Here is a 21,478-nt window from a genome sequence, read left to right as displayed (position 1 = left end):
TCGGGCCGGACGTAGGTCCCGGGAGGATGCAGCCGATCCGAGTGGAGCAGGCCAATGCCGTGATACCCCGGACAGACAAGAAGGAGGTGCCTGGCGGTGAAGACCGTGTTGGCCATCTTCAGGCGAGATCTCTGGCGGATACTGCGCAACCCCGTGGCCCTGGTGGTGACCATCGGCGTGGCCGTGCTGCCCTCCCTCTATGCCTGGTTCAACATCATGGCCCTCTGGGACCCCTACAGCAACGTCAAGAACCTGCCCGTGGCCGTCGTCAGCATGGATCGAGGGGCCCAATCCGCGCAAACCGGCAGGATCAATGCCGGCAGATCAGTCATCCAGGAGCTGCGCGCCAACAAAAGCCTGGGTTGGAAGTTCATGGATGATGACCAGAGAGCCATCGACGAGGTCCACTCAGGCAAGTGCTACGCGGCCATCATCATCCCGGAACGGTTCAGCGCCGATCTGGTCGGCATCGTCGAGGGGACCGGGAGCAGGCCTGCGCTGAACTATTACGTCAATGAGAAGAAGAACGCCATCGCCCCCAAGGTGACCGACACCGGCGCCTCCACCATCGACCAGGAGATCAACACCGTCTTCGTCTCGGCCGTCAGCGATGCCCTGGCCGGGAAGGTCCTGCAGACCGCCGGCGATGCCCAGGGTGCGGCCGAGCAGAGCCGCAGCCAGGTGGTGGGCGACCTGGGGGAAATCATCGGCCAGCTGGATCGTACGGATGGCCAGCTTGACCGGATTGGTTCCACCATGGGCCAGGCCCGGCAGACCGTGGCCAGCTCCAGAAGCGACATCAAGGACCTGCAGGGTCAGATATCGGCCACCCAGGCCACCCTGAGCAAGGCCCAGGACCACATGACCAGGACCCGCGATGACAGCCTCCGCTTCTCCTCCGCCCTGAATCAGGCCCTGGCGGACGGGTCGGTGCGGCTGTCCAGCGCGGTCACGGATGTGAATACGGTGGCAGGCGGGATCACCGCCGACCTGAACGCCACCCAGGACAAGGTGGACCGGGTCAATTCCGGCCTGGGCCAGTTGGTGGACGCCAACGGGAAGGCCGTGGACCGGCTCCAGACAGGTCTGGACCAGTCCGGGCTGCATCCCGGGGATCCGGCCTACGAGAGCATCCAGCGGCAGATCGACGATCTGAAAAAGACCAACCAGCAGCAGAAGGCATCCCTGGATGCCTTCAAGAAGAACTCCTCCACGGCCCTGGGCTCGGGCAAGCAGGCTGCAACGGACCTGAGCTCGGCCATGACCGACACCGGCGACACAGGCATCAAGGCCCTGACTGCGGCCAGCCAGAGCCTGACGGGGACCACCATGCCCAACCTCCTGACTGGGCTGGACAACCTCAACGCTTCCAATGGCTCGCTCCAGGGCGCCCTGAGCAGCCTGTCCACCACGGCCGCCCAGACCGATGCCCTGCTGGACCAGCTGGATTCCACCATTGGTCAGGCCCAGTCGACCCTGTCCACCACCAGGGCCTCCCTGGCCTCGGTCAGGTCCGATCTGGAGGGGGTTCGCACCGATGTGGCAGCTCTGGGATCCTCGGCCGCCTGGAACCGGATGTCCCAGACCCTGGGGTTGAGCCCCGAATCCTTCGGAAAGGCCATGGCCTCTCCGGTCAAGCTGGATTCCCACACGGTCTATCCGGTCAGCAACTACGGGTCGTCCGTGGCGCCCTTCTACACCAATCTGGCCCTCTGGGTGGGCGGGTTCATCCTGATCGCCATCTACAAGCTGGAGGTCGACAAGGAGGGCATCCGCAAGTGCACCGCCACCCAGGCCTACCTGGGCCGCTGGCTTCTGCTGGTCTTCGTCGGCTTCTTCCAGGCGCTGATCGCTACAGTGGGCGACCTGATGCTGGGCATCCAGTGCCAGCAGCCGGCCCTGTTCGTCCTGGCCGGGGTCTTTGCCTCCTTCGTCTACATCAACATCATTTATGCCCTGGCCGCCTCCTTCAGGCACATCGGCAAGGCCCTGGCCGTGGTCCTGGTCATTCTGCAGATACCCGGCTCCTCGGGCATGTACCCCATTGAGATGATGCCCGACTTCTTCCGCAATCTGAACCCCTGGCTGCCCTTCACCTACGGGATCAACGCCATGCGCGAGACCATCGGCGGCATGTACGGCAACCATTACTGGCAGGACATGCTCCACATCTTCTGGTACCTGCCCGCGGCCCTCCTGATCGGACTGGTGGTGCGGCGGTACCTGCTCAACCTGAACGCCCTCTTCGACCGGCGGCTGGGCGCCACCGACCTGATGCTGACCGAGCAGAACCATTCGGCCGACCGTCGTCTGAGCCTGGGCAGCCTGGCCCGCTCCATCCTGGGCGAGGGCGACTACCGTGCTGTCATAAGGCGGCGGGCGCATCGCTTCCTGGCCCTCTATCCAACGCTGATCCGGGCTGGTCTGGCCCTGGTTCTGCTGCCGGTCCTCTTCCTCATCCTGCTGTTCAGCACCGAGGCCAAGATCGTCATGCTGATCGCCTGCATCGCCTCCATCGTCCTGATCGACGCCTACCTGATCATCGTCGAGTACATCTGCGACAGCTATGTGCAGCAGCTGGGCCTGACCGAGCGTCCCGGCATGGACTTCCACACCCTGATTCGCCCCCGTCGGCAGGGTCCCTCGGCCATGACCAGGCTGACCACGGCCGTGCGTGAATCAGTTTTGAACCGCGATGAGGAAGGCGCTCGCGAGGATGGTGATCGCCGATGAGGAACATTTGGAGGATCCTGCGCAAGGATCTGGCCGATGCCACCAGCAACGTCATCGCCATCATCGTCCTGATGGGCCTGATCATCGTCCCGGCCCTCTACGCCTGGTTCAACATCGCCGCCAGCTGGGATCCCTACAAGAACACCAAGGCCATCAAGGTGGCCGTGGCCAACACCGACAAGGGGTACAAGTCCGACCTGATCCCGGTCAGGATCAACGTGGGGGAGACGGTCACCAGCACGCTGCGGGCCAACGACCAGCTGGACTGGAGGTTCGTCAACCGCGACCAGGCCCTGGAGGGGGTGCGCTCAGGCGAGTACTACGCCGCCATCGTCATTCCCAAGGATTTCAGCGCGGACATGATGACCCTCTTCTCAAAGGATGTGAAGCACGCCAACCTCGAGTACTACCTGAACGAGAAGAAGAACGCCATCGCCCCCCATGTCACGGAGCAGGGGGCCGACACCGTGGCCACGACCATCGACAAGACCTTCGTCAAGACCGTGGGGCAGGTGGGGATCGATCTGGCCAGCCAGGTTTTCACCTACTCGCAGAGCCCCGAAGTCCAGGATTATCTGACCAGGACGACCGGCCACATCGACCAGATGTCACAGCGGCTGACCACCGCCTCCAGCCAGGTGAATGCCTATGCGGGCCTTCTGGACTCCTCCGGCCAGATGATCGACTCCACCGGCAGAATCCTGGGCCGGTCCGATTCCGCCATGGCCGATGCCAGGAAGGCCCTGAATCAGGGAACCAAGGGGTCCAAGGATCTGGGCAGGTCCCTCTCCGGGTCGGCCCAGGCGGTCGATGCCGCCCTTGACCAGGCCTCGGGCGCCTATGACACCATCGGTTCCAAAATCGACGATGCCTTTGACAAGGTAGGCCAGCAGAGCGATGCCGTCAGCAGCCAGCTGAACGACCTGAGCGAACGGATCAGGGAATCGGCGGCTGACTACGACGGAATGATCGCCAGCCTGGAGGATCTGCGCAGCACTGTGGAATCCGACGCCAATCTGACAGCAGACCAGCGCCAGGCCCTGCTGACCGCCATCGATCAGGCCCAGGCCGGAATGCGGGCGGCCCAGGCGGCCCAGCGCGATCTGGCCGATCGGATCAGCCAGGCCTCCCAGACGGCCAAGGAGGGCAAGGACAAGCTGGCCGGTCAGCGGCAGGATCTGAAGAACAGGATCGCCCAGGCCCGCACCTCGGTGGATCAGGTCCGCGCCCAGTACCGCAATGACCTGAAGCCCCGCCTGGATGACCTGGCTTCCTCCATGGACACTGTGGTCACTTCGACCGACCGGCTGCTGACGGGTCTGGATGGAACCGTCAAAGGCGCCTCTGGGCTGACGGGCCCTATGACCAAGGACATCAGCCAGGCCAAGGACCAGCTGGGCGAGATCTCCCAGCGCCTGGACCAGGCCTCCAAGCGGCTGACCGACCTGGGGGGACACCTGACCCAGGCTTCGCAAGGCAAGGATGCGCAGGAGGTCAAAACCCTGCTGAGCGGGGATTCCGAAACCCTGGCTGCGCTTCTGTCCTCGCCTGTCGGCATCCATCGGCATGCGGTCTTCCCGGTCATGAACTACGGGTCGGCCATGACCCCCTTCTACACCATCCTTTCCATCTGGGTGGGCGCCACCATTCTGGCAGCCATGATGAAGGTGGCCCTGTCCGACAAGAAGAAGGCCTTCGTCCTGCACCTGGACTCCCTGCAGGATGCCTGGAAGAGGGCCGATGACCTGGATGAGGATTCCGAGGGCAGCCGCTCCTGGGGAGCCTTCCGCCCGGAGTCGCCAGGCAACGCCCGCCGCTTCGGCCTTCAGCTCTACCAGGAGTACTTCGGCAGATTCGCGGTCTTCGCGCTGATGGCCATCCTCCAGGGCTGCCTGATCGCCCTGGGTGACCTCTTCTACCTGAAAGTTCAGTGCGTGCATCCGCTGATGTTCGTGCTGGTGGCGGTCTTCGCCTCCTTCGTCTTCATGAATCTGATCTATACCCTGGTCGTCTCCTTCGGGGACATCGGCAAGGCCATCGCTGTCATCCTCCTGGTCATGCAGGTGGCTGGCTCGGGCGGCACCTTCCCCATGGAGACCCTGCCCGGCTTCTTCCAGGGGGTCTATCCCTTCCTGCCCTTCGTCCACGCCATCGGGGCCATGCAGTCGGCCGTTGCCGGAGCCTACGGCATGGAATTCTGGCGGGAGATGGCCACCCTGGCCCTCTTCCTGGTACCCTCGCTGCTGCTGGGGCTGGTCCTGCGTAAGCCCGTCATCCGCTTCAATGATTGGATCGTCAGAAACCTGGAGAGCACCCGGCTCATGTAGGGCCGAGTCCAACAGAAGGTGGTATAGGGTGAGAGCATGAGCGTCCAACTGGTTGAGGAGCGCCGCTACGACCAGATCATGAAGGATCGCGTCCTTCCTGACCTGGCCTCCTGTCGCAGTGACGGATGGATGATCTCCCATGACGGCGGCGAGAATGGGGGAACCGTGCTGGACAAGGCCCATCTCAGCGGCGTGGATCCCTCCCGGCTTCTGCATTACGTCTGTTATGACCGGACGCTGTTTCGTCAGGGCGCGGTGGAGTCAGGGTCGGCTCGCGTGCGCGGGGCCGTAATCATCTCCTTCGGTTTTTCGGAATTCGCCGACAAGTATCAGGAGATGGCCTGGTACTTCCTGATGCAGGGGTACTCTGTCTGCATTCCCGAGCACTGGGGACACGGTTTCTCCGGCCGGGGCGTAAACGATCCCAGTCTGGTATGGGTGGATCATTGGCAGCGGTATGTGGCGGATCTGGCCGCTTTCTGCTCCCAGGTGGGCCAGCAGTACGCCCAGGACAAGCCCATGGTGCTCTATGCCCACTCCATGGGCGGCGGCGTGGCTGCAAGGATGCTGGAAACTTTTCCTTCACTTATTGATAAGGCGGTCCTGTCATCGCCCATGATTGCGCCGCGGACCGGGTTGATGCCCTCGGTGGCATGGACGGCGACAAACGCCGCCTGCATGATGGGCCGCTCGCGCAGCATGGCTCCAGGGTTCGGCCCCTTCCGTCCCGAACTGGACATGGGCAAGTACCCCAATGGCAGCCAGGCTCGGGTGGCTTGGACCCATAAGTTACGTGCCAAGGAACTGCACTACCAGACCAGCGCAGCCACCTTCGGCTGGGTCAGGGAGAGCCTGGAGATGAGCCGGGCCATACTGCGTCCCGACCGGTGCAGCCGGGTGGAGACCCCTCTGCTGCTCTTCCAGGCGCAGCCCGACCGCTTTGTGCTGCCGATGCCCCAGAACCGTTTTGTCGACCAGGTCCAGCAGGGCGGCTGCCAGGCCACGCTGGTGCGCATCCCGGGCAGCATGCACGAGCTCTACCAGATGCCCGACAAGGTTCTGGGGCCCTACTTGGAGCGCATCTTCGACTTTTTCGACCAGCCCTGGCAGCTCGCTGACGACCGCTGATCAGACGCCGAACACGCGATCCTACTTGTCGAGCACCTTCTGAGGATCGGCATCGAAGGTATCGACACAATTCTGCGAGCAGAAGTAGTAGGTCTTACCCTGGTAGTCGCGCTTGGCTGCGGCCGTGCTGGGGTCGATGGACATCCCGCAGACCGGGTCGGTGACCTTGTCTGTTGCTGCCTGATCCTGCTGCATGTCGTCGTGATGATGGAAGAGTCCCATCTCGTTTCCTTTCTCTTGGTTGTGTTCTTGGTGGGTGGAAATACTGAGGTCCCTGGTCAGGGCATCCATGTCGATTGGCTTGGCCTCCTTGACCGGCCTGGCCTTCAGGGGCGTGTGCCGCAGCCGGTTGGCGTTGAGCACCACTGACAGGGAGGAGAAGGCCATGGCTGCGCCGGCGATCATGGGGTTGAGCAGGAGGCCGATGAAGGGGTAGAGCACGCCGGCGGCGATGGGGATGCCCAGGCCGTTGTACCCGAAGGCGAACCAGAGGTTCTGATGGATGTTGCGCATGGTCGCCGCCGAAAGGTCGATGGCCTTGACCGCCGCGTTCAGGTCGCCCGAGACCAGGGTCACGTCGGCGGACTCGATGGCCACGTCCGTTCCGGTGCCGATGGCCATGCCCAGGTCGGCCTGGGCCAGGGCCGGGGCGTCGTTGATGCCGTCGCCGATCATGGCCACCTTGTGCCCCTGGGCCTGGAGGGCCTTGACAATGCCCGCCTTGTCCTCGGGATGGATCTGCGCCACCACCCGGGTGACCCCGACCTGGCTGCCGACCTGCTCGGCGGTGCCTTGGTTGTCGCCGGTCAGCATGATGGTCTGGATGCCGCGCTCGTTCATGTCGTGGATGGCCTGCTTGGACCCGGACTTGACCTGGTCGGTCACGGCAAGAACCCCGGCAAGCCTGCCGGCGATGGCCACGAAGATGGTTGTGCGGCCCTGGTCCTCCCAGCTGCGGGCGGTGTCCAAGAGGGATTGTGCGCCAGCCTGGTCCGCCATGCCGTTCCCTAGATCGATTCCCTTGCCCTCGAGCAGTCTGCGGTTGCCGACAAGGACATGGAGGGTATTCTCTTCATTCCGGCTGTTTTCTGTCATGCTCTTGAAGGAGCCGGAGGGGAAGGTTGCATCGATGCCGGCGCCGGTGACCGAGTCGAAGTCCTTGATCGGGACCAGCTCCAGATTGCGGTCCTTGGCGGCCTGGACGATGGCCTGGGCCAGGGGGTGCTCGGAATTGCTCTCGGCACTCGCGGCTGCCCTGATCAGCAGATCCTCATCCAGACCCTGCACGCTCAGGGCATCAGCCAGTTCGGGTCGGCCCTGGGTGATGGTGCCAGTCTTGTCAAGGACGATGGTATCGACGTCATGCGCTCCCTGCAGGGCCTCCGCCGACCGGTAGAGCACGCCGGCACGGGCGCCGCGTCCGGTGCCGATCGTCACGGACAGAGGGGTGGCCAGGCCCAAGGCGCAGGGGCAGGCGATGACCAGGACGGAGACCGCCGCCACGATTCCGTATACTCCGCGGGGCATGGGGCCGAACGCCCACCAGGCCACGAAGGTCCAGAGCGCTACCAGGATGACCCCGGGGATGAAGATTGACGATATCCGGTCAGCCAGCTTCTGGATGGGTGCCTTGGAGGTCTGAGCCGTCTTGACCAGCCGAATGATCTGCGCCAGAACGGTGTCCTGCCCTACCTGGGTGGCCTTGTAGCGCAGGGAGCCTGTGCCGTTGACGGTGGCTCCGACCAGGGAATCGCCCTCCTGCTTGAGGACAGGCATGGGCTCGCCGGTCACCATGGATTCGTCCACTGAGGATGATCCGGAAATGACCTGGCCGTCCACCGGCAGCTTCTCGCCCGGATGGACCTGGATCACGTCCCCGACGGTTACATCGTCGACGGCGATCTCCTGGGTGGTCTCCCTGCCGTCCTGGTCGGTCCTCACCACGGTGGCGGTCTTGGGCCTGAGCCCGATAAGGGCGCGGATCGCATCGCCGGTGCCGCACCGGGCCCTTGCCTCCAGGATCTGGCCGAGGATCATCAGGGTGATGATGGTGCCCACGGCCTCGTAGTAGGGTTCGCGGCTTCCCTCAGGCAGGAGCTGCGGGGCCACGGTGACCGCCAGTGAGTAGAGGAAGGCCGTGGCAGTGCCTAGGGCGACCAGGGAGTTCATCTCCGGGGCCCGGTGCGCCAGGGCCAGCCATCCGGTGCGGTGGATGGGCCAGCCTGAGTAGAACATCACCGGCAGGATCAGGACCAGCTGGACCCAGGGGTTCATCAGCATGTGGGGCATGGGCAGGAACATGCCGAACATGGCCGGGATGAAGACCGGGAGCGTAAAGACCAGGGCTACGATGAACCGCCTGGTCAGGTCACGGATTTCTGCCGTGCGCTCCTGATCCGCCTCGTCCTGGTCGCTGCCGCCATTGGTCTGGGCGGGCTTGGCGGATTCGGTGGGTTCGGCTTGTGGGCGCTCGCCTTGTGACTGGCTACTTTGTGCTTGTTTGGATTGTGCCTCGGCGCTGCCGGTTGTCGGTCCATCGGTGGCCCGGAGCATCCCGTGGAGCATGTTCATCCCGCAGGCGAAGGGATAGTCGCCGGCCTTGGGCGGGGTCAGCTGGACGGTCGAGGTCTGGAAGGCGGGCAGGGTCTTGTCGATGTTGAAATCGTTGAAGACCACGTGCGAGGAGCACTCTCCGCTCTCCTGGCGGTCGAAGACCAGCTTGACCGGCCGCCTGGCCTGGACTTGGATCAGCTGGGGGCTGTATCCGCCCTTGACTGTGATGTGGACTGTCTGGACGCCGCCCTCATCCTTGGCCTGGGTGGCCTTTCTGGGCGCGAAGAAGTACCAGATGATGCCCGCCGTTATGGCCAGGGCCGCGATAAGGACCAGGATGCTGCTCATGTGGCTCACTATACCCCCCAGGGGTATACTGATAGTGAATTTCGAGATGGGTTTCATGAATTCGAGTCAGTCTTGGCTGCGTCATGAAGGCCATGGGATGAATGCGAATGGAGTGAATCGTGCCCGGATATGCCAACGATAAAAAGCGGACCATCACCAGACTGCGGCGTGTCGAGGGCCAGGTCAGGGCCATCGAGCAGATGGTTGAGTCGGACACCTACTGCATCGATATCCTCACCCAGATCGCCGCCTCGACCAGCGCCCTGAAGTCGGTGGCCCTGACCCTGCTGGACGACCACATGAACCACTGCGTCCGCGAAGCCGCCGAAAAGGGGGGTGAAGAGGCCGACGAGAAGATGCAGGAGGCCTCCGAGGCCATCGCCCGGATGGTTCGCTCCTAGCAGCCCTTGTCAGGCAGGCCTAAGCCACCCCGGAATAGCAGTCCATAAGCAACGGGTATAGGCATTCTTCCGGGAACCGCTGGACTTCCGTCTCTTTCCTGTTAGATTGAACCCAACCCCGGGCCGTTCGGTCCTGGGAAAAGCAGAGGTTGAAGGGGAGAGGCAATGTCGGAAACGAGTTGGGATTGGGCGGCCCTGATAGTGATCGTCATTCTCTTTGCAGGGCTGGCCTTGCTGAGCAGGAGGACCAAGGTCAATTTCAGTTGGCGGGTCATCATAGCGACGGTGCTGGGAATCCTGGTGGGTGTGGGCTTCTCAGGTCACACGACCTATGTGGGGGCATTCGGTAACGTCTGGTCCGAGGTCATATCGGCCCTCGTGGTGCCCCTCCTGCTCTTCAGCATCATCGCCAGCATCAGCCGCATCGGCGGGTCAGGTCGGTTGAAGAACATCAGTGTGAAGACCATCGTTCTGCTCATGGTCAACACCTTCACAGCCGCCGTGATCGCCCTGGTTCTGGGGTTGCTCTTCCAAGTCGGCAAGGGGTTCAACCAGGCCCTGCCCAAGGGGGCCAAGCCTCACGAGGTGCCGGGAGTGCTCGATACCCTGATCGGCCTCTTCCCTTCGAATCTGGCGGAGAACTGGGCCCAGAACCAGGTCATTCCTGTCGTTATCTTCGCCATCCTCCTGGCAGTCTCTCTGAACAAGGCTGCTTCCACCCCGCGTGGCGAACAGAGCGTGGCCCCCTTCAAGACTTTCGTGGAAGCCGGCAATGTGGTCCTGTCCAAGGCCACCCAAATCGTGGTCGGATTCACCCCCTATGCGGTCCTGTCCCTGATCGCCGCCGCCATCGGTCGTAGCAACCTGAAGAGCCTTCTGCCCCTGTTGGCGGTTCTCTTGGTGGCCTACCTGGGTCTGGCCATTCAGCTTTTCCTGGTTCAACCCCTGATTCTGGCCCTGGTCGGCCGGGTCAATCCTCTGCCCTTCTTCCGCTCCCTTTGGCCGGCGGGCGTGGTGGCTTTCACCTCCGAGAGCAGCATCGGCACCATTCCTGTCACGGTCCGTCAATTGCGTTCTGCCGGCGTTCCCGAAGAGACGGCTTCCTTCGTGGCTAGCCTGGGAGCCAATCTGGGCATGCCCGGATGCGCCGGGCTCTGGCCCGTCCTTCTGGCGGTCTTCGCCATCAATGCTCAGGGGATTCCTTACTCCCCCCTGCGTTTCGCCCTCCTGATCGTCTTTGCCCTAGTGGTTTCCGTGGGGACGGTGGGCGTGCCCGGCACAGCCACGATCACCGCCACCTCCCTCTTCACGGCGGCTGGCCTGCCTGTACCTTTCATCGCTATCATGCAGCCTATTTCCCAGATTGTGGATATGGGCCGCACGCTGGTGAACGTGGCTGGCGCCGCCAATACGGCAGTCATCGTGGCCAGGACCGAGAACGAGCTGGACCTCGACCTCTACAAGGGCCGCAAGGTCTTCGACGACCAGGACATCGAATGATCGGTCTGCATCATCAAAACCGCATGGTCAGGCGGCAGGCGGCAAGAGGATGAATCAGCCTGGCCCGATCTGCAGCGGCCGGAAGGCCAAATAACCTCAACAGCCTCGGCCAACATCGGACCAATAAAAAATGTCTTCGACTGACATCGATCAGTCGAAGACATTGCTTTGTGCGAACGGAGGGAGTTGAACCCTCACGAGCATCAGCTCACTGCCACCTGAAGACAGCGCGTCTACCATTCCGCCACGTTCGCAGACAACTGGAAAGGTTAGCACGGTTGTCTGCGCGGCGCAATAATGGCGTGTTGATTCAGCCCTTGGATCCGTGGGCGTAGAACCTGGCCAGCGTCTCCTTCTTGTAGTCGTCGAAGTAGCCGCCATCGATGGACTGGCGGATCTCGTCCAGCAGCCTTACGAAGAAGCGCTCGTTGTGGATGGTGGCCAGCGTGTAGCCGTTGAGCTCGTGGGCGCGGAGCAGATGGTCGATGTAGGCCCGGGAGTAGTGGGTGCAGGTGTAGCAGTCGCAGTCCTCTTCGATGGGTCTGAAATCGGTCTTGAACTGGGCGCGCTTGATGTTCCAGCGGCCGTCACGGGTGAAGACGGCCCCGTTGCGTCCACAGCGGGCCGGGGATACGCAGTCGAAGGTGTCCCCGCCGTTCTCCACGCCTGCAAAGATGTCGTCCACAGCGGCGATGCCCAGAACGTGTCTGGGCCGGGATTCGGGCATTTCGTCGCAGATCCAGGCGCAGGTCTGTCCCAGCAGCCGTTTCTCTATGGCGCCCCCGATGCCCACGCCGTCGAAGTCCAGGGAGGCGATCTGGCGGGCGGCGCGTCGGCGCAGATCCTCATAATTGGCCCCCTGCACCACGCCGAACAGGGCCTGATAGGGCTTGCCGGTCCGCGCTTGGGTCAGCCTGTGGTGCTCGTCCACGCAGCGTTTGGCCCAACGGAAGGTGCGCTCCACTGACTGTTCCTGGTAGGTGCGGGTGTTCATCAGGGTCGTCAGCTCGTCGAATGAGAACATGATGTCGGCTCCGATGCGATGCTGGATGCCCATGGAGATCTCGGCCGAGAAGCGGTGCCGGTCGCCGTTGAGCGGGGACTTGAAGGTGACCCCGTCCTCATCCACGAAGGCCAGGCGTTCCTTGCCTTCGGCGATCACCTGGTCCGACTTCATGCCGGTCACGTCCATGGCCAGGGTCTTCTTGAATCCCGCCCCCAGCGAGAGCACCTGGAAGCCGCCCGAGTCGGTGTAGGTGGGGCCGTCCCAGTTCATGAACCGGGCCAGGCCGCCTGCCTGGTCCAGAATGTCAGGGCCGGGGCGCTCGAACAGGTGGAAGGCGTTGGCCAGCAGGACCTGGGCGCCCAGCTGCCGCATCTGCTCGGGCAGGACGGCCTTCATGGCCGCCTGGGTGGCCACGGGGATGAATGCGGGGGTGCGGATGTCTCCGTGCGGAGTATGGATGATGCCGGTGCGGCCGTAGCGGCGGCCATTGCGTCCCAGGCCTTCGGGGCTGTCAGGCAGACGGTTCAGGGTCTCGAATGAGAATGCGGCGCGGTCGCCGGGTTGGCCCGGCGTGGCTCCCAGCGGGTTGGTGATCAGGCTCATGGCTCCACTGTATCCAAGACATCCAACCGTCCAGCAGCTGCTCTGCGTACAGTCGATATGACTTTCATGCAATGTCCAGATAACATTCAGCATTTCGGCCCTAGACTTGGAAGCAATGCATGCGAGGACCCGCTTCGCCTGTCAGCCGGAAACAGCAAAAAGCGCGGGCGACGGGGTAGATTGACAAGCGTGACCGAATAGCAGGCAGCGGCATCGATCCGAAGGAGCAGAAATGGCTGAAGAGCACAAGGCCGACCCTTGGAGGGGCGGCGATGACGATCAGTCCTGGCAGCCAAGCCACATCGAGCGCGGGGCCGCCGATCGAGAGCAGGGGACGGGAGCCTCCACAGACCAGACCGACTCTGCTCAAGTCCCAGCGACAGAAGAAGGGGACCAGCAGACTCAGGCCTGGGATCAGAGGCCCACGACCCCTATTGCCATGCCTGGTGGCGATGCACAGTCCGGGACTACGGAAAACAGGTCGAATGGCGATAGCAACGCCGGGGCTTCGGCCTCCGCCTCCAACGGCTCGACTACAGGGCAGGATGCGCAGACGCAGCAGCAGTCTTACTATCGGCCTGCGCCCGAGTATGGTGCCTACGCACCCGCAGGCTCGCGTCCGTCCGCCAGCGATCAGGGGCAGCAGCAGCCCAGCCAGGGGTATGGCTCCGGTCCTCAGCAGGGCTTCTTCGGACCATACGGACAGCCAGGCCAGTTCGGGCAGAACGGCCAGCCCCGTCCGAATGCCGGCCAGAGCCCCCAGGGTGGCCAGCCCTCCGGCCAGGGTCCCTTCGTGCCTTTCGGATCCGGCGGCCCCAACAACGGCCGGTCCGGTCCTGGCAATAACGCCGGCAGCAGCATGAGCGGCACGGGCAAGTACGTCTTCACCGCTGTGGTGGCCGCCCTAGTGGCCGCAGCCCTCATGCTGGGCTTGGGCTGGGCGGCACTGTCCAACGGATGGATCACCCTGCCCTCGTCCTCCTCGCTGAACGGGGTCTCCTCCAACTCCTCGGGCCAGGGCACAGCCAAGGTCCAGGGCGGCCAGGCTCCCGACTGGCAGGCCATCAGCAAGCAGGTTTCCGAGTCCGTGGTCTCTATCCAGGTGCAGACCAAGAGCGGGGTGGGGGCCGGATCGGGCGCGGTCTTCGACACCCAGGGCCATGTGGTCACCAACAACCACGTGGTCGATGGCGCTCAGGAGATTCACGTCACCCTCTCCAACGGGCAGATGTACACGGCCAAGGTGGTCGGCACCGACACCACGGCCGATCTGGCCATCCTCAGCCTGGATCAGGCGCCCTCCGACCTGAAGCCTGTGAAGTTCGCCGACTCCGAAAAGCTGGCTGTGGGCGAGAATGTCATGGCCATCGGCAATCCCTTGGGCTATGAGAACACGGCCACCACCGGCATCGTCTCGGCTCTGAACCGCCCGGTCTCGGTCATGGACGAGAGCAACAACAACCCGATCGTAACCAACGCGGTCCAGCTGGATGCGGCCATCAACCCCGGCAACTCGGGCGGCCCCACCTTCAACGCGGCCGGCGAGGTCATCGGGATCAACTCCTCCATCGCCTCCATGGCCTCCTCCAAGTCCGAGGCGGGATCCATCGGCATCGGGTTCGCCATCCCGTCCAACCTGGTCAAGCGGATCGCCGATGAGATCATCAAGGACGGCAAGGCCAAGCATGTCTCCCTGGGTGTCACCATCCAGAGCAGCACAGCACAGGCCGATGGGGTCACCCGAGGCGGGGCCAAGGTCACCAAGGTGGTCTCCGGCTCCCCGGCCGACAAGGCGGGCATCAAGGCCGGCGACACCATCGTGGCCTTCAACGGCCATGCGGTCAACAACAACTTCTCCCTGCTGGGCTTTGTCCGGGCCGCCGCCTTCGGTGACTCGGTCAAGATCACCGTGGTCAGGGACGGCAAGACCTCCGAAGTGAACGCCACTCTGGACCGCGAGGAGCAGACCGTTCAGGGCAAGCCCAGGACCAACAGGAGGAACTCGGACGGCAGTGGTCAGGACGGCGACTCTGACCAGGGCGGTTCGGGCGACGACGATTCCATGGATCCCTTCCGCTTCTTCTTCGGGCAGTGATCCGGGACTGACTCCCTGGGGCCGCATCCGTCAGATGACGGGCGCGGCCCCTTGTCATATCCGCCGTCCGCCGCTGGGCCTGGCGCGGTATAGGCTTGATATGTCAAGAGGAAAAGAGAGCCGTGATCCGGCTACGGCTGTCAGACTGACAAGTCCGGAGCGGGGAAGTGGTCATGTCGAAAATCCTGGGTTTCGCCAAGAAGGTACCCATGCTTTGGGTGGTTCTGATTTGCGGGCTGGTCATGGGCCTGCTCTGGCACCCCTATCGCCAGGCCGCCCAATGGCTGGTTGCGGCCCTGGTGGCCGTTTCGCTGGTGGACACCCTCAAGGGGATGATCGATGACGTGCGACATGGCCACGTGGGCGTGGATATCCTGGCCGTGGTCGCCATTCTCTCCACCCTGGCTGTCAAGCAGTATTGGGCCAGCTGGGCCGTGGTCCTCATGCTCTACTCCGGCGATGCCATCGAGCAGTATGCAGGGAACAGGGCACAGAACAACCTGACGGTACTGGTTCAGGCCGCCCCTCAGGTGGCCCATGTGGTTCAGTCAGAGCTGCCGGAGGGGGAGCATGGCCTTCCCAAGGAGAACGACTGGAGCACGGTGGCGGTCGATCAGGTCCGCCTGGGCGACCTCCTGGTGGTCAAGCCCGGCGAGACCGTGCCCGTCGATGGCGAGCTGATAAGCCGCACCGCCACCTTGGATATGTCCACCATCAATGGTGAGCCCATGCCCCGCAGGCTCTACCAGGATGCCCAGGTCATGTCCGGGGCGGTCAATGGCTCGGGCACCTTCCTGATGCGGGCCCGGCAGCTGGCCCGTGATTCCCAGTACCAGCGCATCCTCAACCTGGTGCGTTCCGCCCAGAACTCGCGGGCTGCAGTCGTCAGAACAGCTGACCTGATGGCAGTCCCCTTCACCGTGGTGGCCTTCATCATCGCCTGTGTGGCCTGGATCATCTCCGGCGTGCCGACCCGGTTCGCCCAGGTTCTGGTCCTGGCCACCCCCTGTCCTCTGCTGATCGCCGCCCCTGTGGCCTACATGGCCGGGACTGGGAGGCTGGCCAAGGCGGGTCTGCTGATCAAAACCCAGGACGTGATCGAGAATCTGGGCCGGGTCTCGCACATCTTCTTCGACAAAACCGGCACGCTGACCGTCAAACGTCCCCAAGTGGCCAAGATCGACCTGCCTGACGGCAAGGAGCAGAAGGTGGATACAGACCGGATTCTGGCTATGGCGGGCGCTGTGGAGTCCTACTCGGTCCACATCCTGGCCAACGGAATAGCTGAAGCAGGGGCCGCGGCCCAGGAGCGACTGCGGGCACAGGGCAAGGGCGAGGCCCACCTGCATGCCCAGGAGGTTCAGGAGGACTCCGGCAACGGGGTCCAGGGTATGGTCGACGGCCACCAGGTCAAGGTGGGCAGGGCCCAGTTCGTGGCTGACGGGCGTTCAAGTGATTTATTCGGCCCCCTGGCGCCTGACGAGATGGCCTCCTACATTTCTATCGATGGGGTCCTGGCTGCCAGAATCGTCATGAAGGACGTGCCCAGGTCGGATGCCGCCCAGACCATCACCCAGCTTCGGGAGCTGGGCATTGCCCGTCTGTCCATGGTCACCGGTGACAAGGAGGACTCGGCCCGGATCATCGCCGACCAGGTGGGCATCACCGACGTGCATGCCGGCCTCTTCCCCGAGGACAAGGCCGATCTGATCGCCAAGGCCTCCAAGGAGGAGCCCAACCGGCAGCCATTCTGGGACATCTGGCTGTCCAAATTCCTGGGGGAGTCAGTGACCAAATCCATCACCGTGATGGTGGGGGACGGGGTCAACGATGCCCCGGTCCTGGCTGCCGCCGACGTGGGTATGGCCATCACTGACGGCACTACCACGGCTGCCTCTGAGTCCGCTCAGGCCGTAATCATGAATGACGACATCGCCTGTCTACCAAGATCGATCACCATCGCCCGCAGGACCAAGCGGGTCATGCTCCAGGCGGTCATGTTGGGACTGACACTGGCCACGGTGGGCATGCTCTGTGCCGCCTTCGACCTGATCCCGGTGGTTGTCGGCGCCTTTACCCAGGAGGCCATCGACGTGGTCTCCATCCTCTGGGCCCTGACTGCGCTGATAGACCGGGACTGAGGCCATTTCGCGACGCTTGGTGAAAGTCCCGGGGATGGAGCCCGCCTGGCTCTGTTCCCGACCCTTGCTTTGCGTTAGGCTGACAAGCATGAGCGATAATACTGTCAACGATTCCACCATGCCCGCACCGGCCCGCGGCGAGGAAGCCGGCTCCCCCCTGCGCGTGGCTGTCATAGGCGCGGGGCCAGCAGGGGTCTACGCCTCTGACATTCTGCTGCGGCAGCTTCGGGAGAAGGGCGCCGACCTTGGACTGGGCGACCGGGCCCGGATTGATTTGTTCGAGAAGCTGCCCGTCCCCTTCGGTCTGGTCCGTTACGGCGTGGCCCCGGACCATCCCAGCATCAAGTACATCGCCGGCGCTTTGGAGAAGACCCTGGACAACCCCGAGATCCACCTCTATGCGGATGTGGAGTTCGGCAGGGACGTCAACCTGGATGATCTGCTTGAACGCTACGATGTGGTGCTCTTCGCCACCGGCGCTGTGGACGACCGCCCCCTGGAGATCGCCGGGCACGGGCTTGAAGGCGTTCACGGGGCCGCCCACTTCGTCGAATGGTATGACGGCTATCCCGACGCTGACCAGGACTGGCCCCTGGATGCCAAGCAGGTGGCCGTCATCGGAGGCGGGAACGTGGCCATGGATGTCTCCAGAATCCTGATGCGGCGGGCTGACGACCTGCTGGGCACGGACATCCCCGGCAATGTCTACCAGGGGATTCAGGGCAACCAGGCCCGCGAACTGCACATGTTCATCCGCCGCGGCCCGGCCCAGGCCAAGTTCTCGGTCCAGGAGCTGCGCGAGCTGGAGAAGCTGCCCGGAGTGCAGATCATCATCAACGAAGAGGACTTCGACCTGGATCAGGAGACCATCGACCGGGCCGGTGCCGACAAGCTGACCCGCCAGATGCTGGAGGAGCTCTTCACCATCAGGGAAATGGCCGAGGACATGGCTGAGGACGGCGGCGTCGACTTCGAGGGCAATCCCGCCGACCGCCGTTTCTATATGCACTTCTACCGGATGCCTGCCGCAATCATCGGCCAGGACGGCAGGGTGACCGGCATTCGCGTGGAGAAGACCAAGGTCACGCCCGAGGGCGCCATGGAGGAGACCAGCCGGTACGAGGAGTATCCGGTACAGGCCGTCTACCACGCCATCGGCTACAAGCCCGCCGAGGTTCCCGGCATTCCCTACGACTTCTCCGGCTACACCCTCTCCAACGTCCACGGTCGCGTGACCACTGCTCCCGAGGGGCAGGACGGCCGACCCATCGACCGTCTCTACGCCACGGGCTGGGCCAAGAGGGGGCCTGTGGGCCTGATCGGGTCCACCAAATCCGATGCCCTGGAGACCATAGGCAACATGCTGGATGACCTGGCGGCCAGCCCGACTCGCGGCCGCTTTGCCCAGGACCGGGACGATGATTCAATTGATCGTTTCCTGGCGGACAAGGGCATCCAGCCTATCGACTTCGCCGGGTGGAAGCGGGTCGATGCCTATGAGCGTGCCGAGGGCGCCAAGGTCGGACGCGAGCACATCAAGGTCATCGACCCAGACCAGCTCCGCCAGCTCGCCCACGGCGAGTAGACGATCGCTCTTAGGTCGTCGGTGGCAGTTGCAGGGCCTGGATGAGGTTCATGAATCCTCACCCAGGCCCTGTTTTCTTGGTATGCCCTACTGGGTGCTTACGGCAGACGGATAGGCCTGGTGCAGCTATCATTGTCATTAGAGCCCCTCACGGAATCGAAGGAGCGTGACATGGCTAATCTGACTCTCTATCCGGCCACCCTCCAGTGGGCCGTTGAGGAGAGCGATGCCGATCCAGTGGCCCTGTCTCAGCGCCGGGGACTTGGCCAGTTGCCGGATTGGCTGGAATCCAAGGAACCCGTATCCGTATCCTTCAACAAGGTTGAGCAGCTCAGCAGGGCCCTGCATGTGCCTTTCGGTGCCCTGGTCAGGTCGGTTGTGCCCCAGCGTCGCCTTGAGCCTCTGGTTCGTTACCGGACCGTAGGCAACACGTCTGTGCAGCCCAGCAAAAATCTGCAGGACACCATCGACCAGATGCGGTTCAGGCAGGAGTGGGCCAGGGATGAATTGCTTGAGTCCGGCCTGGATGCCAACCCGCTAGTCGGTTCGGTGCGCGATGCCGAGCAGGACGATTCCCTGGCTGATGCGCTTCGCTCCACCCTTGGGCTGGATGGGCGCTCTGCCTGGGAGGGTGGCGATTCCAGCGACCGTTTCCGTCAGCTCAAGGAACGTGCCTCCCATGCGGGCATCATGATCATGCTCAACTCCCAGGTGGGTTCCGTGAGTTCTCGAAAGCTGGATCTTCAGGAGTTCCGGGGATTCGTGCTGATCGACGACATGGCCCCGCTGGTGTTCATTAACAGAAACGATTCCTTTGACGGCATGATCTTCACCTTGATTCACGAGGTGGGGCACGTACTGCTGGGCACTCAGGAGCTCTTCGACGGCATTGGCGGCCAAGGGGACCGCAAGGCCACGGAGCGCGCGATAAACCGGGCGGTGGTAAAGGCCGTGATTGACGATGAGCGCTTCCGGCAGGTGTGGCGAGAGCAGCTGGTAGGTGATAAAGAGCCGGCCAGTGCTGCGGAGTCCATAGCTGGTGAATTCCATCTGAGCCCTCTTGCCATGGGGATACAAGCCCATCAGCTCGGCTTGACTGGCGAGGATACGCTTGAGGAGCTGCAGGCACGAATGAATCGGCATCTTCATGACAAGGCCGTCCACCGTCAGGAGCGGGAATCCCGCGGTAATGGCAACAGGACCAATGCCTCCAGGGTCGATACCGGTTTCGTCCGCCTGGTCAATGCCGCCATGGACGGGGGAAGACTGGCTCCGACTGAGGGCTTCGACCTGGTGGGGGTGCGTTCCCCGCAGTCTTATCAGGGGTTGATTCGTGAAAAGAAGCTGATATGACCGCCACCCTCTACCTGCCCGATTCCAACGTCTTCATCGCCTCCTGCCGGCTCAACCATCCTTTCGACTACAAGGAATTCCACCCCTTCTGGCGATGGATGGAAAAGCTGGCTGAGGACAAGGCGATCGCCTTGGTGGATGTCGTCTACGACGAGCTGGTCAACGAGCAGGCCGCTGATCCCGATATGCTGGATCTTTGGGTGCGTGCAATGTTCAAAGGTCGTCAAATAAGTCATAAGGATGACAGGTATGGGCAGGTCTATGCGCAAATCCAGGATTATCTGGTCACCTGCGGGAAGTATACGGAAGAGTCGCGCCGATACTGGGAGTCAGAGAGCAAGGCGGATCCCTGGCTGATCGCCGTGGCCAAGGTCGAGGGGGCAGTCATTGTGACGGATGAGGCCCGGGTTCCGCTGCAGCAGGGGCAGCACATGAAGAAAGAGCCCAAGATTCCTAACATTGCAGACCATTTTGGGGTAAAGACCATGAATCTTCGCCGGTTCTTCGATGAAAACGGGAGGATGAAGAAGGTCCAATATGTTCTTCCTAAGCCTCAAGGCGAGAGGAAAGACGTGAGCCAACCAGGCCTGTTCTGAAAGGACAGTAGGGGGAGGAGCCCAGCAGTCCTATCTTTTCAGCGGTCGTTCAGCAAAAATTCAGCGGCATTGTCTACCATGGAACACATGAATGGCAAGCTGAAGGTTCACGGACATTTCAACGGCCTTAAAACGACGCTTTTGTTCGCCCTTATGTGGGCCGTTATTATGCTCATCTGGTGGCTGACCGGCGGTCGCCAGGGGACGCTGGGCATCTATATCCTCATAGGTCTGGCCACCACTTTCGGATCCTACTGGTTCTCCGACAAGGTGGCGATCGCCTCCATGCATGCCCGGCCGGTCAGCGAGCAGGAGGCTCCCGACCTTTATCGGATTGTCCGGGAGCTGTCGGGGAGGGCCGGCAAGCCCATGCCCCGCATCTACATCGCCCCCACCGACTCGCCCAATGCCTTTGCCACAGGCCGCAACGAGCGCCATGCCGCCGTCTGCTGCACCCAGGGGATCCTGCGCATCCTCAACGAGCGTGAGATTCGCGGTGTGCTGGGCCACGAGCTCATGCATGTCTACAACCATGACATTCTGACCTCTGCCGTAGCTTCGGCCATGGCCACGGTCATCACCTACCTGGGGTACTCCCTCATGTATTTCGGCGGCGACAGCCGGGACAGGGATAACGATTCCGGCGTCTTCGGCCTCCTGGGCGTGCTGATCAGTTCGATTCTGGCCCCCTTGGGCGCATCTCTGATCCAGATGGCCATTTCGCGCACCCGCGAGTATGACGCCGACGAGGACGGCAGTCGGCTGACTGGGGACCCGGCGGCTCTGGCATCGGCGCTGAACAAAATATCCTACGGGTCTCAGGCCGCGCCCATGCCGCAGACCGCCGGCACCCAGAGCGCCGCCGCCATGATGATTGAGAATCCCTTCTCTGTTCGGGGATTCAGCAGGCTCTTCTCCACCCATCCGCCCACCGATGAGCGCATAGCCCGCCTGATGCAGATGAGCCAGGAGATGGGACAGCAGACCCAGGTGAATTCCGGGCATGGAGCCCAGGTGGGGTACTGAGAGAACAGCGGGCTGAGGCGCCTGTACACCTGTCGATAGTGGTGACGGTTTCCGCCTTAGTGCCCTCAGTTGCGAAGAATCCA

The 21,478-nt window shown here is 62.9% G+C and carries 13 protein-coding genes and 1 tRNA gene; 11 read left to right on the top strand and 3 right to left on the bottom strand.

Annotated features, from left to right (window positions below; all coding sequences use genetic code 11):
• The first annotated feature begins 96 nt into the window (after positions 1-96).
• The 3 genes from QRX41_RS07750 to QRX41_RS07740 are packed head-to-tail and all read left to right on the top strand — an operon-like array spanning position 97 to position 6,188.
• The gene (locus tag QRX41_RS07750) at positions 97-2,733 is read left to right on the top strand and encodes a YhgE/Pip domain-containing protein (RefSeq protein ID WP_313839799.1); all 2,637 of its coding nucleotides are present in this window, start codon (positions 97-99) and stop codon (positions 2,731-2,733) included.
• Entirely contained in the window at positions 2,730-5,060 is a 2,331-nt protein-coding gene (locus tag QRX41_RS07745; protein WP_313839798.1) for a YhgE/Pip domain-containing protein, read from the top strand. Before QRX41_RS07750 ends, QRX41_RS07745 begins: the two co-directional genes overlap by 4 nt.
• Before the next feature lie 36 nt (positions 5,061-5,096).
• A complete protein-coding gene (locus QRX41_RS07740) occupies positions 5,097-6,188 on the top strand; it encodes an alpha/beta fold hydrolase (RefSeq protein ID WP_313839796.1) in 1,092 nt (363 codons plus the stop codon).
• Between the two features lie 21 nt (positions 6,189-6,209).
• Here QRX41_RS07740 and QRX41_RS07735 read toward each other — a convergent pair whose 3' ends face one another.
• Positions 6,210-9,089 (bottom strand): heavy metal translocating P-type ATPase, encoded by a 2,880-nt coding sequence (locus QRX41_RS07735; protein WP_313839794.1) that lies wholly within the window; start codon positions 9,087-9,089, stop codon positions 6,210-6,212.
• A 119-nt stretch (positions 9,090-9,208) separates the two neighbouring features.
• On the opposite strand from QRX41_RS07735, the gene QRX41_RS07730 reads away from it, so the two are divergent.
• Together QRX41_RS07730 and QRX41_RS07725 are read left to right on the top strand one after the other, a co-directional pair.
• The gene (locus tag QRX41_RS07730) at positions 9,209-9,490 is read left to right on the top strand and encodes a metal-sensitive transcriptional regulator (RefSeq protein WP_313839792.1); all 282 of its coding nucleotides are present in this window, start codon (positions 9,209-9,211) and stop codon (positions 9,488-9,490) included.
• A 165-nt stretch (positions 9,491-9,655) separates the two neighbouring features.
• On the top strand, positions 9,656-10,990 hold the full coding sequence (locus QRX41_RS07725) for a dicarboxylate/amino acid:cation symporter (RefSeq protein WP_313839790.1): 1,335 nt from the start codon (positions 9,656-9,658) through the stop codon (positions 10,988-10,990).
• Between the two features lie 171 nt (positions 10,991-11,161).
• Here the strand turns inward: QRX41_RS07725 and QRX41_RS07720 are convergent.
• Both QRX41_RS07720 and tgt read right to left on the bottom strand, forming a co-directional pair.
• Positions 11,162-11,244: transfer RNA gene (locus tag QRX41_RS07720), tRNA-Leu, on the bottom strand.
• Between the two features lie 56 nt (positions 11,245-11,300).
• Complete coding sequence (gene tgt, locus QRX41_RS07715) at positions 11,301-12,599, bottom strand: tRNA guanosine(34) transglycosylase Tgt (protein WP_313839788.1); 1,299 nt, start codon at positions 12,597-12,599, stop codon at positions 11,301-11,303.
• Positions 12,600-12,831: 232 nt separating this feature from the next.
• Here tgt and QRX41_RS07710 point away from each other — a divergent pair, with 232 nt between their 5' ends.
• From QRX41_RS07710 to htpX, 6 genes are all read left to right on the top strand, one after another.
• The gene (locus QRX41_RS07710) at positions 12,832-14,694 is read left to right on the top strand and encodes a trypsin-like peptidase domain-containing protein (protein ID WP_313839786.1); all 1,863 of its coding nucleotides are present in this window, start codon (positions 12,832-12,834) and stop codon (positions 14,692-14,694) included.
• 173 nt (positions 14,695-14,867) lie between these two features.
• A complete protein-coding gene (locus tag QRX41_RS07705; RefSeq protein WP_313839784.1) occupies positions 14,868-16,835 on the top strand; it encodes a heavy metal translocating P-type ATPase in 1,968 nt (655 codons plus the stop codon).
• A gap of 118 nt (positions 16,836-16,953) precedes the next feature.
• Entirely contained in the window at positions 16,954-18,420 is a 1,467-nt protein-coding gene (locus QRX41_RS07700) for an FAD-dependent oxidoreductase (RefSeq protein WP_313839817.1), read from the top strand.
• 171 nt (positions 18,421-18,591) lie between these two features.
• A complete protein-coding gene (locus tag QRX41_RS07695) occupies positions 18,592-19,773 on the top strand; it encodes an ImmA/IrrE family metallo-endopeptidase (protein WP_313839782.1) in 1,182 nt (393 codons plus the stop codon).
• Positions 19,770-20,369 carry a DUF4411 family protein gene (locus tag QRX41_RS07690; RefSeq protein WP_313839780.1) on the top strand — a complete coding sequence of 200 codons (600 nt, stop codon included), beginning with the start codon at positions 19,770-19,772 and terminating at the stop codon, positions 20,367-20,369. The genes QRX41_RS07695 and QRX41_RS07690 overlap by 4 nt, the downstream gene beginning before the upstream one ends.
• A gap of 87 nt (positions 20,370-20,456) precedes the next feature.
• Positions 20,457-21,395: a zinc metalloprotease HtpX gene (gene htpX, locus QRX41_RS07685; RefSeq protein ID WP_313839778.1), complete on the top strand. Its 939-nt coding sequence runs from the start codon at positions 20,457-20,459 to the stop codon at positions 21,393-21,395.
• Positions 21,396-21,478: the final 83 nt, after the last annotated feature.

Origin of the sequence: Bifidobacterium kimbladii (genome assembly GCF_032193675.1) — a bacterium.
GTDB classification, from domain to species: domain Bacteria; phylum Actinomycetota; class Actinomycetes; order Actinomycetales; family Bifidobacteriaceae; genus Bombiscardovia; species Bombiscardovia kimbladii.
This window is presented reverse-complemented; position numbering and strand designations above follow the sequence as displayed.

Bases quoted from the DNA above. Each gene is read 5' to 3' on its own strand.
- QRX41_RS07725 (WP_313839790.1), top strand. From the start codon at position 9,656: ATGTCGGAAACGAGTTGGGATTGGGCGGCCCTGATAGTGATCGTCATT.
- QRX41_RS07705 (WP_313839784.1), top strand. From the start codon at position 14,868: ATGTCGAAAATCCTGGGTTTCGCCAAGAAGGTACCCATGCTTTGGGTG.
- QRX41_RS07745 (WP_313839798.1), top strand. From the start codon at position 2,730: ATGAGGAACATTTGGAGGATCCTGCGCAAGGATCTGGCCGATGCCACC.
- QRX41_RS07700 (WP_313839817.1), top strand. From the start codon at position 16,954: ATGCCCGCACCGGCCCGCGGCGAGGAAGCCGGCTCCCCCCTGCGCGTG.
- QRX41_RS07710 (WP_313839786.1), top strand. From the start codon at position 12,832: ATGGCTGAAGAGCACAAGGCCGACCCTTGGAGGGGCGGCGATGACGAT.
- QRX41_RS07690 (WP_313839780.1), top strand. From the start codon at position 19,770: ATGACCGCCACCCTCTACCTGCCCGATTCCAACGTCTTCATCGCCTCC.
- htpX (WP_313839778.1), top strand. From the start codon at position 20,457: ATGAATGGCAAGCTGAAGGTTCACGGACATTTCAACGGCCTTAAAACG.
- QRX41_RS07735 (WP_313839794.1), bottom strand. From the start codon at position 9,089: ATGAGCAGCATCCTGGTCCTTATCGCGGCCCTGGCCATAACGGCGGGC.
- QRX41_RS07695 (WP_313839782.1), top strand. From the start codon at position 18,592: ATGGCTAATCTGACTCTCTATCCGGCCACCCTCCAGTGGGCCGTTGAG.
- QRX41_RS07740 (WP_313839796.1), top strand. From the start codon at position 5,097: ATGAGCGTCCAACTGGTTGAGGAGCGCCGCTACGACCAGATCATGAAG.
- tgt (WP_313839788.1), bottom strand. From the start codon at position 12,599: ATGAGCCTGATCACCAACCCGCTGGGAGCCACGCCGGGCCAACCCGGC.